Origin of the sequence: Streptomyces sp. NBC_01296 (assembly GCF_035984415.1) — a bacterium.
Classification (GTDB): domain Bacteria; phylum Actinomycetota; class Actinomycetes; order Streptomycetales; family Streptomycetaceae; genus Streptomyces.
In genome coordinates this window covers 2515373-2531635 of sequence record NZ_CP130720.1, presented here as the reverse complement: position 1 = coordinate 2531635, position 16263 = coordinate 2515373, and the positions used below count along the sequence as shown (strand labels likewise).

At 71.9% G+C, this 16263-nt stretch carries 6 protein-coding genes; all 6 read left to right on the top strand.

All coding sequences use genetic code 11. The annotated features are described in order from the left end of the window. Nucleotides 1-48: 48 nt before the first annotated feature. The 6 genes from OG299_RS11450 to OG299_RS11425 all read left to right on the top strand — a co-directional run bounded on the left by OG299_RS11450 (nucleotide 49) and on the right by OG299_RS11425 (nucleotide 16106). Complete coding sequence (locus OG299_RS11450) at nucleotides 49-10692, top strand: type I polyketide synthase (protein ID WP_327361435.1); 10644 nt, start codon at nucleotides 49-51, stop codon at nucleotides 10690-10692. Continuing rightward, nucleotides 10650-11483, top strand: a complete 834-nt coding sequence (locus OG299_RS11445; protein WP_266633920.1) for an arylamine N-acetyltransferase — start codon at nucleotides 10650-10652, stop codon at nucleotides 11481-11483. Before OG299_RS11450 ends, OG299_RS11445 begins: the two co-directional genes overlap by 43 nt. 79 nt (nucleotides 11484-11562) lie before the next feature. Beyond that, nucleotides 11563-12906 (top strand): NAD(P)/FAD-dependent oxidoreductase, encoded by a 1344-nt coding sequence (locus tag OG299_RS11440; RefSeq protein WP_266633922.1) that lies wholly within the window; start codon nucleotides 11563-11565, stop codon nucleotides 12904-12906. Between the two features lie 7 nt (nucleotides 12907-12913). Then, nucleotides 12914-13987 carry a 3-dehydroquinate synthase family protein gene (locus OG299_RS11435; RefSeq protein ID WP_266633924.1) on the top strand — a complete coding sequence of 358 codons (1074 nt, stop codon included), beginning with the start codon at nucleotides 12914-12916 and terminating at the stop codon, nucleotides 13985-13987. After that, complete coding sequence (locus OG299_RS11430; protein ID WP_327361434.1) at nucleotides 13984-15291, top strand: 3-deoxy-7-phosphoheptulonate synthase; 1308 nt, start codon at nucleotides 13984-13986, stop codon at nucleotides 15289-15291. Before OG299_RS11435 ends, OG299_RS11430 begins: the two co-directional genes overlap by 4 nt. Further along, on the top strand, nucleotides 15288-16106 hold the full coding sequence (locus tag OG299_RS11425; protein WP_327361433.1) for a shikimate dehydrogenase family protein: 819 nt from the start codon (nucleotides 15288-15290) through the stop codon (nucleotides 16104-16106). The genes OG299_RS11430 and OG299_RS11425 overlap by 4 nt, the downstream gene beginning before the upstream one ends. The last annotated feature ends 157 nt before the right edge of the window (nucleotides 16107-16263 follow it).

The following is a 16263-nucleotide window of genomic DNA, read 5'->3' as shown; positions in this document are numbered from 1 at the left end:
ACAGTTCAAGGCATCGCGGTTCCATCACACTTCGTAAGGACTTAAAGAATGGCCACGGACGAAAAACTCCTCGAGTACCTGAAGCGCGTCACGACCGAGTTGCACAACCTGAAGAAGCAGGGCTCGAGCCACGCTGACGAGCCGATCGCCATCGTGGGCATGGCGTGCCGCTTGCCGGGTGGCGTGGCGGGGCCGGAGGACTTGTGGCAGTTGGTGTCCGAGGGCGGGGACGCTGTTTCCGGGTTCCCCGAGGACCGCGGCTGGGACCTGGACGGCCTGTTCGACCCGGACCCCGACCACGCGGGTACGTCGTACACCGACCAGGGCGGCTTCCTGCACGGGGCGGGGCAGTTCGACGCGGGCTTCTTCGGGATCTCGCCGCGTGAGGCGCTGGCGATGGACCCGCAGCAGCGGCTGCTGCTGGAGACCTCCTGGGAGGCACTGGAAGGGGCCGGCATCGACCCGGTCTCGCTGAAGGGCACCGACGTCGGGGTGTTCTCCGGTGTGTGCAGCCAGGGTTACGGGGCCGGTGCCGGTGCGATCGCGCCGGAGCTGGAGAGTTTCACGGGCACGGGTGTGGCGCCGAGCGTGGCGTCGGGCCGTGTGTCGTACGTCTTCGGTTTCGAGGGTCCTGCCGTCACGGTGGACACGGCGTGTTCCTCGTCGCTGGTGGCGATGCACCTGGCCGCTCAGGCGCTGCGCCAGGGCGAGTGCTCGGTGGCGCTGGCCGGCGGTGCGATGGTGATGTCGACGCCCGGTACCTTCGTCGCGTTCTCCCGGCAGCGGGGCATGGCCACGGACGGCCGGTGCAAGGCGTACGCGGACGGCGCCAATGGCATGGGGCTGGCCGAGGGCGCCGGTGTGGTCGTACTGGAGCGGCTGTCGGTGGCGCGTGAGCGCGGCCACCGGGTGCTGGCGGTACTGCGTGCCAGCGCGGTCAACCAGGACGGTGCGTCCAACGGTCTGACCGCGCCGAACGGTCCCTCGCAGCAGCGGGTGATCCGCAAGGCGCTGGCCGGCGCCGGGCTGGTGTCGGCGGACGTGGACGTCGTCGAGGGCCACGGCACGGGTACGGCCCTGGGCGACCCGATCGAGGCACAGGCGCTGCTGGCCACCTACGGCCAGGGCCGCGAGGCGGACCGGCCGCTGTGGCTGGGCTCGCTGAAGTCGAACATCGGTCACACGCAGGCGGCTGCCGGTGTGGCCAGTGTGATCAAGATGGTGCAGGCGCTGCGCCACGGCATCATGCCCCCCACCCTGCACGTGGAGAAGCCCTCCACCGAGGTGGACTGGACGGCGGGTGCGGTCGAGCTGCTGACCGAGGCCCGCGCGTGGCCGCAGAACGGCCGGCCCCGCCGGGCCGGAGTCTCTTCGTTCGGCATCAGCGGCACCAACGCCCACCTGATCCTCGAGGAGGCGCCGCAGGAGGAGGCCGAGCCCGACACGGAAGAGGCACGGCCTGCCGGTGCGGTGCCGCTCGTGGTGTCGGCGCGCAGCGCAGAGTCGCTTTCGGGCCAGGCCGGGCGGCTGGCTTCGCATCTGGAGTCCGGTGCCGCCGGAGCGCCGCTGGCGTCGGTGGCCGGTGCGCTGGTGTCGGACCGTGCGGTCTTCGGTGACCGTGCGGTCGTGGTGGCCGACTCCGCCGAGGAGGCGCTGACACGACTGGAAGCACTGGCGCGGGGGGAGAACGCGGCCGGTGTCGTGGCCGGCAGTGCCGCTTCGGCGCCGGGCAAGACCGTATGGGTGTTCCCCGGTCAGGGCTCGCAGCGGGTCGGGATGGGCCAGGAGCTGTACGCCCGGTACCCGTTGTTCGCGCGGGCGTTCGACGAGGCGTGCGAGCAGCTGGACGCGCGTCTGGCCGGATGGGTCGACCATCCGGTACGCGATGTGGTTCTGGGCAGGGTGCCGGGCAGTGCTGCACTTCTGAACCAGACGGTGTTCACGCAGGCGGGACTGTTCGCGGTCGAGAGCGCGCTGTTCCGGCTCGTGGAGTCCTGGGGTGTACGGCCGGATGTCGTGATCGGGCATTCGGTGGGCGAGATCACCGCCGCCCATGCGGCGGGTGCGCTGTCGCTGCAGGACGCGGCGCGCGTGGTCGCGGCCCGGGGCCGGCTGATGCAGGCGCTGCCACTGGGCGGGGCGATGGTCGCCGTGGCTGCCGCCGAGGAGGAAGTCGCCGAGCTGCTGGGCGAGGGCGTGGAGGTCGCGGCGGTCAACGGCCCGACCTCGGTGGTGCTCTCCGGTGAGGAGGACGCGGTCCTCGCAGCAGCCGACCGGCTTCGGGCGCAGGGACGCAAGACGAAGCGGCTCGCGGTGTCGCACGCGTTCCATTCCCTGCGGATGGAGCCGATGCTGGCCGAGTTCGCCGCAGAGCTGACCGAGGTCGTGTGGCAGCCGCCGGTGATTCCGGTGGTCTCGAACGTGACCGGACGGCTGGCCGGGCCCGACGAGCTCGCCGACCCGCAGTACTGGGCCGGGCACGTGCGGCGGCCGGTGCGGTTCGCCGAGGGGATCGCCGCCGCGGTGGAGTACGGCGGCACGCTGTTCGTGGAGATGGGTCCGGGCGCGGCCCTGACCGGCCTGGTCGAGGAGACGGCCACCGCCGCGAACACCGAGGTGGCATGCGTCGCGGCGCTGCGCGACGGCCGCCCGGAAGAGCAGACCCTGCTGACCTCGGTGGCCGGGCTGTTCGTCCGCGGCGTGGCCGTGGACTGGAGCCGTGTGCTGGGGCAGACGGCGAAGCCCGGGCGGGTGGCCCTGCCCACGTACGCCTTCGAGCACCGGCACTACTGGCTGAAGGACTCCGGGTCGGCGACGGACGCGACGTCGCTCGGACAGGCGGCCGCCGACCACCCGCTGCTGGGCGCGGTGGTGCAGCTGCCGCAGTCCGACGGTCTGGTCTTCACCTCGCGGCTCTCGCTGCGGTCGCACCCCTGGCTGGCCGATCACGCGGTGAGCGGTGTCGTGCTCGTCCCGGGCACCGGGCTGGTGGAACTGGCCGTCCGGGCCGGCGACGAGGCCGGCTGCGGAGTCCTGGACGAGCTGGTGATCGAGGCGCCGCTGGTCGTGCCCGAGCACGGCGGCGTACGGGTGCAGGTCGCGGTCGGCGCACCGGGCGGGAACGGTTCGCGCACGGTGGAGGTGTACTCCCAGCGCGAGGACGCTGCCGGCGACGGCGGCGCGGACGTGTGGACGCGGCACGCCGCCGGCATGCTGTCGGCGTCGCCGGCGGCCCGTGGGACGGAATTCGACTTCGCCGCCTGGCCGCCGCCCGGCGCGCAGCCGGTGGACGTGGTCCCCGGCGAGTTCTACGGCGACCTGGTCGAGCGCGGTTACGGCTACGGGCCCGCGTTCCAGGGCCTGCGGGCGGTCTGGCGGCGCGGCGAGGAACTTTTCGCCGAGGTCGCCCTGCCCGAGGAGCAGAGCAAGGACGCCGACAGGTTCGGCATCCACCCCGCGCTGCTCGACGCAGCGCTGCACACAGGGATGTTCAGCGCCCCGGCGGGCGCGCCGGCCGAGGAGACCGCGGAGGCGGTGCTGCCGTTCGCGTGGAACGGGCTGGCGCTGCACGCCGCGGGTGCCTCCGCGCTGCGGGTGCGACTGGTCCCCGGCGGGCCCGGCGCCGTGTCGCTGCAGGCGGCGGACGAGACCGGCGGCCTCGTCGTGACGTTGGACTCGCTGGTGTCGCGTCCTGTGTCCGCCGAGCAGCTGGGCGCCGCGGCGGACACGGCGGTCGCCGACTCGCTGTTCCAGGTGGAATGGACCGAACTGCCCCCGGCCCAGGGGACGGAGGCTTCGCCCGCATCCGTGCCGGTGGCCACCGCTGATGACGTGGCGGCCCTGGCGGGCGGGGCAGGAGTCCCCGCCGCGGCCGTACTGGAAGCCTTCGGCGGCGTCGGCGACGACGCCGTGCTGGCTCTGACCTCACGGGTGCTGGAGGTCGTACAGGCGTGGCTGGCCGGGTCCGGGCTGGAGGAGTCGCGGCTGGTGGTCGTGACCCGCGGCGCGGTGCCCGCCGGCGACGGCGCGGTGACCGACCCCGCGGGCGCCGCGGTGTGGGGTCTCGTGCGCGTCGCCCAGGTCGAGAACCCCGACCGGATCGTACTGATCGACACCGACCCGGCCTCCGGCGACGGAGCGGGAGCCGTGCTGGGCGCGGTCCTGGCCGGCGGGGAGCCCCAGGCCGCGGTCCGTGGCTCCGCCCTCTTCGCCCCCCGGCTCGCCCGTACCAACGCTCACGTCCCGGACGTTCCGGCGGTGTTCGAGCCGGAGGGAACTGTCCTGGTCACGGGCGGCACCGGGTCCTTGGGCGCTCTGGTGGCCCGGCATCTGGTCTCCCGGCACGGGGTGCGGCACCTGGTGCTGGCCAGCCGTCGCGGCCCGGACGCCGACGGAGTGGAGCAGCTGGTCGCCGAGCTGACCGGGCAGGGTGCTGCGGTCTCGGTGGTGGCTTGCGATGTGGCCGACCGCGGCCAGGTCGAGACGCTGCTCGCTTCCGTGCCGGCCGAGCACCGGCTGGCCGGCGTGGTGCACACCGCCGGTGTGCTGGACGACGGTGTGATCGGGGCGCTGACCCCGGAGCGGCTGGCGGGGGTGTTCGCGCCGAAGGTGGACGCGGTCCGCCACCTCGACGAACTCACCCGCGCCCTGGACCTCGACGCGTTCGTCGTGTTCTCGTCCGCCTCGGGCGTGTTCGGCTCTGCCGGCCAGGGCAACTACGCGGCGGCGAACGCCTTCCTGGACGGGCTGATGGCCAACCGCCGGGCAGCGGGTGTGCCCGGTCTGTCGCTGGCCTGGGGCCTGTGGGAGCAGACCACCGGCATGACGGCCGACCTCAGCAGCGTCGACCAGGCGCGGATGAGCCGTGGCGGTGCGCTGGCGATATCGGCAGTGGAGGGCATGGAGCTGTTCGACGCCGGTCTGGTGTCCGGCCAGGCCCTGCTGGTGCCGATCAAGCTCGACCTGCGGGGGGCTCGTGCCGGCGCGGCGGCCGGCGGCGGTGTGCCGCACCTGCTGCGCGGCCTGGTCCGCGCGGGCCGGCAGCAGGCGCGCGCCGGATCCACCGAGGACGGCGGCCTGGCCCGTCGGCTGGCCGGGCTCGCGGCGGCGGAGCAGGAAGCCCTGCTCCTCGAGCTGGTGCGTGCCCAGGCGGCGGTCGTGCTCGGACACAGCGGGCCGGGCGGTGTCCGGCCGGAGATGGCCTTCAAGGACGCCGGCTTCGATTCGCTGACCTCGGTCGAGCTGCGGAACCGGGTGCGTGAGGCGACCGGTCTGAAGCTTCCGGCCACGCTGGTCTTCGACTACCCGACCCCGCTGGCCCTCGCCCGCTACCTGCGCGAGGAGTTCGGCGACGCGGAGGCCGGTACCCCTGCCCCCGCCGTGTCCGTCGTCGCGGATCCCGACGAGGCGATCGCGATCGTCGGGATGGCGTGCCGGCTGCCGGGCGGTGTCGCGGGTCCCGAGGACCTGTGGCGGCTGGTCCACGAGGGCCGTGAGGGCATGTCGTCCTTCCCCGACGACCGCGGCTGGGACCTGGACGGCCTGTTCGACCCGGACCCCGACAGCGCGGGTACCTCGTACACCAGCCAGGGCGGCTTCGTGCGGGGGGCAGGCCTCTTCGACCCGGGGTTCTTCGGGATCTCGCCGCGCGAGGCGCTGGCGATGGACCCCCAGCAGCGGCTGCTGCTGGAGACCTCCTGGGAGGCACTGGAGGGCGTCGGCATCGACCCGCTCTCACTGAAGGGCACCGACGTCGGCGTGTTCTCCGGCGTCTCCAGCCAGGGCTACGGCGCCGGCGTGGTCGCCCCGGAGCTGGAGGGCTTCGCGAGCACGGGTACGGCGGCCAGTGTGGCCTCGGGCCGCGTGTCGTACGTGTTCGGTTTCGAGGGCCCCGCGGTCACGGTGGACACGGCCTGCTCCTCGTCCCTGGTGGCGATGCACCTGGCCGCGCAGGCACTGCGCCAGGGCGAGTGCTCGATGGCACTGGCCGGCGGCGCGACCGTGATGGCGACACCCGTCTCCTTCGTGGAGTTCTCCCGGCAGCGCGGCCTGGCCGGGGACGGCCGGTGCAAGGCGTTCGCGGACGGCGCGGACGGCACGGGCTGGGCCGAAGGCGTGGGCCTCGTCGTGCTGGAGCGGCTGTCGGTGGCGCGTGAGCGCGGGCACCGGGTGCTGGCGGTGCTGCGCGGCAGTGCGGTCAACCAGGACGGTGCGTCGAACGGTCTGACCGCGCCGAACGGTCCCTCGCAGCAGCGGGTGATCCGCAAGGCCCTGGCCAGCGCCGGGATCGCCCCGTCCGACGTGGACGTGGTGGAGGGACACGGCACGGGAACCGCTCTGGGCGACCCGATCGAGGCACAGGCCCTGCTCGCCACCTACGGCAAGGGCCGGGACGCGGAACAGCCGCTGTGGCTGGGCTCGCTGAAGTCGAACATCGGTCACACGCAGGCCGCTGCGGGCGTGGCCAGTGTGATCAAGATGGTGCAGGCGCTGCGCCACGGGGTCATGCCCCCCACCCTGCACGTGGATGCGCCCACGCGTCAGGTGGACTGGTCCGAGGGCGCCGTCGAGCTGCTGACCGAGGCCCGGGAGTGGCCGCGCAGCGGCCACCCGCGCCGGGCCGGTGTGTCCTCGTTCGGCATCAGCGGGACGAATGCGCACCTGATCCTGGAGGAGGCGCCCGCGGAGACGGCCGAGACCCTCGCGCAAGCGCCGGCGCCTGCCGGTGTGGTGCCGCTGGTGGTGTCGGCGCGGAGCGCAGGTTCGCTTGCGGGCCAGGCCGAACGGCTGGCGGCGTTCGTCGAGGGCGCCGATGGGGTGTCGTTGGCGGACGTGGCCGGGGCGCTGGTGTCGGACCGTGCGGTCTTCGGCGAGCGTGCGGTCGTGGTGGCCGAGTCGGCCGATGAGGCGCTGACCGGGCTGCAGGCGCTGGCTCGGGGCGAGAGCGCGGCCGGTGCCGTGATCGGCAGTGCCGGTTCGGCCGCCCCGGGCAAGGTCGTGTGGGTGTTCCCCGGCCAGGGCTCGCAGTGGGCCGGCATGGGCCGTGAACTCCTCGACTCCTCGCCCGTCTTCGCGGAGCGGATCGCGGAGTGCGCTGCCGCACTCGAGCCGTGGATCGACTGGTCGCTGATCGACGTACTGCGCGGCGAGACCGAGCCCGAGCTCCTGGACCGGGTCGACGTCCTGCAGCCGGCGAGCTTCGCCGTGATGGTCGCTCTGGCGGCCGTGTGGGAGTCGGTCGGGGTCAAGCCCGATGCGGTGCTCGGTCACTCACAGGGTGAGATCGCCGCGGCGTGTGTCGCGGGTGCGCTCTCGCTGGAGGACGCGGCCCGCGTCGTGGCGCTGCGCAGCCAGGCCATCGCCAAGGACCTGGCCGGCCGCGGCGGAATGGCCTCGGTCGCGCTGAGCGTCGAGAACGCCGTTGCGTGGCTGGAGCCGTGGGCGGACCGGGTCGAGGTGGCCGCGGTCAACGGCCCGACCTCCGTGGTGATCGCCGGCGACGCCGAGGCACTGGACGAGGTACTGGAAGCGCTGTCCGCTGACGGTGTCCGGGTGCGTCGGGTCGCGGTGGACTACGCCTCGCACACCCGGCACGTGGAAGCCATCCGCGACACGCTCGCCGAAACCCTGGCCGGGATCGACGCCCAGGCCCCGACGGTGCCGTTCTACTCCACGGTGACCGGTGCGTGGGTGTCGGACGCAGACGTCCTGGACGGCGACTACTGGTACCGGAACCTGCGCGGCCAGGTGGGCTTCGGCCCGGCCGTGGCCGACCTGCTCACGCAGGGCCACGGGGTGTTCGTGGAGCTCAGCGCCCACCCGGTGCTGGTCCAGCCGATCACCGAGAGCGTCGACAGCACGGACACCCATGTGGTGGTGACCGGGTCGCTGCGCCGCGAGGACGGTGGCCTGCGACGGCTGCTCGCCTCGATGGCCGAACTGTTCGTACAGGGCGTGGCCGTGGACTGGAGCAGCCTCCTGCCCGCCCGGGCCGAGTCCGCACGACCGGCCCTGCCGACCTACGCCTTCGACCACCAGCACTACTGGATCCAGGCGACCGAGTCGCCCACCGACGCGGCGTCGCTGGGACTCGCCGGCGTCGATCACCCGCTGCTGGGCGCGGTGATGCACCTGCCGCAGTCCGACGGGCTGGTCTTCAGCTCCCGGCTTTCGCTGAAGACGCACGCCTGGCTGGCCGATCACGCCGTGGACGGTGTGGTCATCGTGCCCGGCACCGGGCTGGTGGAACTGGCCGTTCGGGCCGGTGACGAGGCCGGCTGCGTGGTGCTGGAAGAGCTCGTGATCGAGGCGCCGCTGGTGGTGCCCGAGCACGGCGGAGTCCGCGTCCAGGTCGCCGTCGGCGGACCGGGCGAGACCGGCTCGCGGACCGTGGAGGTGTACTCCCAGCGCGAGGACGCCGTCGGTGAGGGCATGTGGACGCGGCACGCCACCGGCATGCTGTCCGCCACCGTCCAGCCGGGCGGCGGCGGCACCGGGTTCGACTTCGCCGCCTGGCCGCCGCTCGGCGCGCAGCCGGTGGACATCACCGGCGGCTACGACCTGATCGCCCAGGTGGGGTACGGGTACGGCCCGACGTTCCAGGCCGTACGGGCGGTGTGGCGGCGCGGCGAGGAACTCTTCGCCGAGGTCGCCCTGCCCGAGGACCAGCGCAAGGACGCCGGCCGGTTCGGCATCCACCCCGCGCTGCTCGACGCGGCCCTGCACTCGCCGCTGCTCAATGCCGCGGCGGAGCCCATGTCGGCCGGCGGCGACGCCGAACGGGAGACCGACGGGCAGGAACTGCGTCTGCCGTTCGCGTGGAACGGGCTGGCGCTGCACGCGGCCGGTGCCTCGGTGCTGCGCGTGCGCCTCGCACAGCCCGAGCGCGACGCACTGTCGCTGGAGGCGGCAGACGAGGCCGGCCGCCTGGTGGTGACGATGGACTCGCTGGTGTCCCGGGCGGTGTCCGCCGAGCAGCTGGAGACCGCGGCGGGCTCGGCGCGTACCGACTCGCTGTTCCGGGTGGAGTGGACCGAACTGCCCCACGCCCAGGGGGCGGAGCCTTCGCCGTCGTGGCTGCCGGTCGCCACCGCGGAACAGGTGGCGACCTTGGCCTACGACGTGCTGTCGGGTATGGACGCCGCCCCGGCGCTGGCCGTCCTGGAAGCCGTCACCGGCGGGACCGAGGGTGCCGACGGCGAGGATGCGGTGCTGGGGCTGGCCACCCGGGTGCTGGACGTGTTGCAGTGCTGGCTGGCCGGGGCCGGGCTGGAGGAGTCGCGGCTGCTGGTCGTGACCCGCGGCGCGGTTCCCGCCGGCGACGGCGCGGTGACCGACCCGGCCGGGTCGGCGGTGTGGGGCCTGGTGCGTGCCGCCCAGGCCGAGAACCCCGACCGGATCATCCTGCTGGACACCGACCCCGCTGCCGATGACGGCGCGGAGCCGGTGCTCGGTGCGGTGCTGGCCAGCGGGGAGCCGCAGATCGCGGTCCGTGGCACCACGCTCTCCGTGCCCCGGCTCGCCCGTACCACCGGTCAGGTCCCGGACGCTCCGGCGGTCTTCGGACCGGAGGGGACCGTCCTGGTCTCCGGCGCAGGCTCCTTGGGCGGCCTGGTCGCCCGTCACCTGGTCTCCCGGCACGGGGTGCGGCAGCTGCTGCTGGCCAGCCGTCGGGGTCCGGAGGCCGAAGGCGTGCAGGAACTGGTCGCCGAACTCACCGAACAGGGCGCTGCGGTGTCGGTGGTGGCCTGCGACGTGTCCGACCGTGACCAGGTCGAGGCCCTGCTGGCATCGGTGCCGGCCGAGCACCGCCTGACCGGTGTCGTGCACACCGCAGGCGTGACGGACGACGGGGTGATCGGAACGCTGACCCCGGAGCGGCTGGCGAGGGTGTTCGCGCCCAAGGTGGACGCGGTACGGCACCTCGACGAACTGACCCGCGGGATGGACCTCGACGCGTTCGTCGTCTACTCCTCCGTCTCGGCCGTCTTCATGGGCGCGGGCAGTGGCAGTTACGCGGCTGCCAACGCCTACCTGGACGGGCTGGTCTCCGGCCGCCGGGCGGCAGGCCTGCCCGGTCTGTCGCTGGCCTGGGGCTTGTGGGACCAGACCTCCGGCATGGCCGCGGACACCGACGACATCGTCAAGGCGCGGCTGAACCGGCGAGGCGGTCTGCAGGCGTTGTCGCCGGCGGAGGGCATGGAACTGTTCGACGCCGCCGTCGGCTCCGGGCAGGCTCTGCTGGTGCCGGCCAAGCTGGACCTGCGGGGTGTCAGGGCCGGCTCGGCGGCCGGTGGCGGCGTACCGCACATGCTCCGCAGCCTGGTCCGGGCGGGCCGTCAGCAGGCGCACGCGGCGGACACCGCCGACGAGGGCCGCAAGTTGTTCGACCGGCTGGCCGCACTGACCGCCGCCGAGCAGAAGAAGGTCCTGCTCGACCTGGTACGGGCCCAGGTGGCCGCCGTTCTGGGCTACAGCGCGACGTACCACTTCGACGCGGACCAGGGGCTCTTCGAGATCGGCTTCGACTCCCTCACCGCCATCGAGCTTCGCAACCGGCTGCGCAACATCACCGAAACGAAGCTCTCTCCCAACCTCGTCTTCGACTATCCGACGCCGGGAATGCTCGCCGCATACCTGCACGAGCTGACGTGCGGCGAACAGGCCGCGAATCCAGTAGCGATCTCCGTCTGAAAGAGGGTGATGATATGTTCGACGTGGACAAATATCTGCAGCGGATCGGCTGCGGCGGAGAAACCGGTGTGGACCTCGCGACGCTGCGAAAGCTGCACAAGAATCACCTCATGGCGATTCCGTACAACGGAGTCACCGAGGATTACCGCGCCGGAGTGCACCTCGTCGACATCGACGAGGACGCCACCTTCGAGACGACGATCGTGGGCGGGCAGGGCGGCACGTGTTTCCAGCTGAACCGCCTTTTCTTCCGGCTTCTGCGTGAGCTGGGCTACGACGTCACGCTGATGGCGGCGAGGACCGCCGAAGGCCAGGACGCCTTCGGGCTCGACGTCGAGCACATGTTCAGCCGCGTCGCCCTGGACGGCGACGAATGGCTGGTGGACGTCGGTTACCCCGGCCCCTCCTTCATCGAGCCGCTGCTGGTCTCCGATGCGGTACAGACCCAGTACGGGTGCCAGTACCGGCTGGTCGAGAGCGAATCGGAGATCGCTCTGCAACGCCGGGGAGCGGTCACCCGGTGGAGCGTCGTCTACACCTTCACGATGGAATCCCGGCAGTGGACCGACTGGAAGGAAATGGAGGACGTCCTCCGGGACATCCTTTCGCAGCCGCGGTCGAATGACGGCCAGGAAATCCTGTGCGGCCGGAGCTTCGAGAACGGCCAGGCCGTACTGAAGGGGCGACGGTACCTGACGGTCCGTGACGGCCGCGAGCAGGCCCGCACGATCACGGACGACGACGAGCACCGGACCCTGATCTCCGGCGTCCTGTCCGGCGAGCTCGGCTGAATTCGCACCACCCACCACCCCCGTATGGCAATTCATCGCGGGTGAAACATGCACGAGTTGGAATCAGAAGGGGAATGTGATGACGAACGACACCGCTGACGTGGTTGTGATCGGTGGAGGGCCGGCCGGCGCGGTCAGCGCCCTCGTGCTCGCCAAGCAGGGGCACTCCGTGGTGCTGCTGGAGCGGGACGAGTTCCCCCGGTTCCACATAGGCGAGTCCCTGCTCCCCTACATGATGGGCCTGTTCGACCAGATCGGCCTGCGCGAGACGGTCGAGGCCCAGGGCTACGTCCCCAAGTTCGGCGGCGAGTTCATCGACCCGACCGAGAAGAAGTTCTTCGAGGGCGTCTTCCGTGCGGACTTCACCAAGCAGGGTGAAGGCCGGTTCCCCCGCGCGTTCCAGGTCGAGCGCGCCAGGTTCGACAAGATGCTCACCGAACAGGCCGCCGAGGCCGGGGCCAAGGTCCTCTTCGGCGCGAACGTGAACGAGCTGCTCATGGACGGCGACCGCATGGTCGGCGTCCGCTACGAGCGCGAGGGTCAGAGCCACGAGGTGCGTTCGTCCTACGTGATCGACGCGAGTGGTCGGGCCGGCCGGATCGCCAACCGCTTCGGGCTGCGCAAGACGCTCGAGAAGCTCCGCATGGTGGCCGTGTTCCGGCACTACACGGGACTCGACGAGAGCAACAACCCCGGCGTCGAGGGCGACATCCAGGTCGGCGCCCACGACGACGGCTGGGTCTGGGCGATCCCGCTGTCCACCGAGGACATCAGCGTGGGCACGGTCATGCCGCGCGATGCGCTGCGCGCGTCGACGCCGGAGAAGGCGTTCGAGGAGCACGTGGGCCGGATTTCGCGGATCACCGCGCGCCTGACCGGAACCCGTCCCAGCACGGACCTCAAGGTCGAGACCGACTACTGCTACCACTCGGACACCGTCACCGGGCCGGGCTGGGTCATGGTCGGAGACGCCGGCTGCTTCGGCGACCCGATGTTCTCCGGTGGCGTGCTGGTGGCGACGACCACCGCCGTCCGTGCCGCCGAGACGATCGGGGCGGCGCTGAAGGATCCCGCGCAGGCCGACCACCTGATCGACAAGTACGCGAGCTTCTTCAAGACCGGGTACGACACGTACATCCGGCTCATCCACGCCTACTACGACGGCGAGCTGGTGGCCATGGCCGCCGACGCCGCCCGCTCCACGGACCGCGACACCCTGGAGAGGTACCTCGTCCGGCTGATCGGCGGCGACTTCTGGAGCGAGCACAACTCGGTGGCCCAGGAGATGCGCAAGCGGACGGAGTGGGACACGTTCGAGCCGTTCCGGCGGGTCTTCGGCTGCCCGGTCTACCCCGAGCTGGACGAGGCCGACCGCAAGGAGCGGGCCGAGGCGCGCGTCCGCAGGGCGACGGCGGGTCGGTAGGGACGTCATGGCTTCCATTCCTCTGCGCCTCAGAGATCATTCGTACGATGTACTCATCGGCCCGGGGGTGCGTACGTCGCTTGCCGAGGTCATCCGACGGCTGGGCGCCGGACGGGCCGTCGTCGTGTCGGCCCGCCCGGAGGAATGGGTGCCGGACACCGGTGTCGAGACCCTGCTGCTGCCGGCCCGGGACGGCGAGCAGGACAAGACCCTCGCCACGGTGGAGGCGCTGTGCGGTGAGTTCGTGCGGTTCGGGCTCACCCGGTCCGACGTCGTCGTCTCCTGCGGCGGCGGCACGACCACCGATGTGGTCGGGCTGGCGGCCGCGCTCTACCACCGGGGCGTGCCCGTGGTGCACCTGCCGACGACGCTGCTCGCCCAGGTCGATGCCAGCGTCGGCGGTAAGACGGCGGTGAACCTGCCGGCCGGCAAGAACCTGGTCGGTGCGTACTGGCAGCCCAGCGCGGTGCTGTGCGACACGGACTACCTCTCGACCCTGCCGCGGCGGGAGCTGCTGAACGGTCTCGGCGAGATCGCCCGCTGCCACTTCATCGGCGCGCCGGACCTGCGCGGGCTGTCGCTGGAGGAGCAGATCACCGCCAGTGTGAGCCTCAAGGCCCGCATCGTGGAGACGGACGAGCGGGACACCGGGCTGCGGCACACGCTCAACTACGGCCACACGCTGGGCCATGCGCTGGAGAAGGCGACCGACTTCGCGCTGCGCCACGGCGAGGGGGTGGCCATCGGAACGGTCTTCGCGGGGCGGCTCGCCGGCGCCCTGGGCCGTATCGACCAGGCACGGGTGGAGGAGCACCAGGACGTCGTCCGGTACTACGGTCTCCCCACCGCCCTGCCCGTGGAGGCCGAGCCCGCGGCCCTCATGGAACTGATGCGCCACGACAAGAAGGCGATGAACGGGCTCTCGTTCGTTCTGGACGGCCCGAAGGGCGCGGAGCTGGTGAGCGACGTACCGCACGAGGTGGTCGCGCGCGTCCTGGACCGGATGCCCCGAGCAGGCTTGGCCGATCTCGTCGGCGGCGCCGCGCTCGAAGCCTCCACGACCGATGCGGCTCAGAAATGACACGTGCAACCCAGTGGCCGGCCGATCTCGACGGATCGGCCGGCGCCGCCCGCCCGGCGGACCGCCTGCTGTTCGACAGGCTGGAGGCCGCGCTCGCCAAGCCGGCCGCGCAGCAGCCGGTCTGGGGAGACCCGGAACAGGCGAGAGACGCGGCGGCCCTGCTGAGCCGCGCCGAGCCGATCGTGACGCCGGCCGAGACGGCCCGGCTGCGCAGCCGGCTCGCCGCGGTCGCGCGCGGCGAGGCGTTCCTGCTCCAGGGCGGTGACTGCGCGGAAACCTTCGCCGCGAACACCGAAGCCCACGTGCGCGCCAACCTGTGGACGCTCGTGGACATGGCCGCCGTGCTCGCCCGCCGCACCGGACTGCCCGTCGTCAAGGTCGCCCGCATGGCGGGCCAGTACGCCAAGCCCCGTTCCCAGGCCGTCGACGCACTGGGGCTGCCCGTCTACCGCGGCGACATGGTCAACTCCGTCGAGCCCACGCTCGCGGCCCGGACGCCCGACCCCTACCGGATGCTGCGGGCCCACGCCGACGCCGCACGCGCGATGGCTCTGGTGCGCACCTTCGGCCACGGCCACGGCAACGGTGCCGGCGAGGTCGAGGACGACAACGACATCTACGTGAGTCACGAGGCACTCCTGCTCGACTACGAGCAGTCCTTGCTCCGGGTGGACACCAGTGGGCCCGAGCCCCGTCTGGCCAGTGGGCTGGGGCACTTCCTGTGGATCGGCGAGCGCACCCGCCAGCTCGACGGCGCGCACATCGCGTTCGCGGAACTGCTGTCCAATCCGATCGGCCTCAAGATCGGTCCGGGCACGAGCCCGGAGGCGGCCGCCGCGTACGTGCGGCGGCTCGACCCGCACCGTGAACCCGGGCGACTGACCCTGGTCAGCCGCATGGGACACGGGCAGGTGCGTGACGTCCTGCCGCCGATCGTCGAGAAGGTCACCGCCTCCGGCCATCAGGTGATCTGGCAGTGCGATCCGATGCACGGCAATACGTACACGTCGGCGAACGGATACAAGACCCGCAATCTCCGTCACATCACCGATGAGATAGCAGGTTTCTTCGAAGTCCACCGGAAGCTGGGCACCCACCCCGGCGGAATTCACATCGAAGTGACGGGTGACGACGTCACGGAATGCGTCGGCGGCGCATCCGGAACAACGGAAGCCGACCTGCCCGCCCGCTACCACACGGCCTGTGATCCCCGGCTCAACGCCGAGCAGTCGATGGAACTCGCATTCTCCGTACCGGAGAGGGCGACGGCCGATGTCCCCGACTTCGAGGCGGCGCTGCGATGACCGACCGTCCGACCACTGCGCCCATCAAAGGCACCACCCGGCTCTACGCCGTGCTGGGGGATCCCATCGCCCAGGTCCAGGCGCCCGGGCTGATGAATCCGCTCTTCGCGCGCCTGCGCAGGGATGCGGTGCTCGTTCCGGTGCACGCCCGGCCGGAGCACCTCGAGCAGATCGTGCGCGGTCTGCAGCGCGTGGAGAACCTCGACGGCATGTTCGTCACGGTGCCCCACAAGGTCGCCGTCCGCCGGCTCGCCGACCGCTGCGGACCGACCGTGGACATCGTCGGAAGCGCGAACGTGCTGCGACGGGAGGCCGACGGCAGCTGGCTCGCGGAGAACTTCGACGGCTCGGGCTTCGTGGCCGGTCTCGTCGGGGCCGGGCACGACCCGCACGGCCGGCGGGTGGCGCTCGTCGGCGCGGGCGGCGCGGGCAGCGCCGTCGCCGCGGCGCTGCTGACGGCCGGCGTCGACCGTTTGTCCGTCTACGACACGGACACGGCGAAGCTCGGCGCGCTGGTCACCCGCCTCGGCGCGTACTGGCCGGGTCGGGTGCGCGCCTTGACCGGACCGCAACTGCGCGACATCGGCATCGACATCGCGGTGAACGCCACGCCGCTCGGAATGCGTGCGGACGATCCGCTTCCGTTCCCCCTGGACTCCCTGCCGCCGGGCAGCGTCGTCGCCGACATCGTCATGAAACCCCGTGAGACGCGGCTCCTGCGTGAAGCGGCCGCACTGGGCCACCCCGTCCATCACGGTATTCACATGCTCGAGGGGCAACTGAATTCCTATCGAATCTTCTTCGACTTGCACTGAACTCGCGGCACGACTACCGAATCTAGGGATGCGGTGTCGTAGGCGGAGCTCTATTTTGGACTTGTAATTCAGCCTCTTTCTGACTGCACATGACGCTGCACGGGGCGGAGTGTGCGCCTCTTCCGCGATCTCGACGGCGACTGCTCGTGTGCGCGCG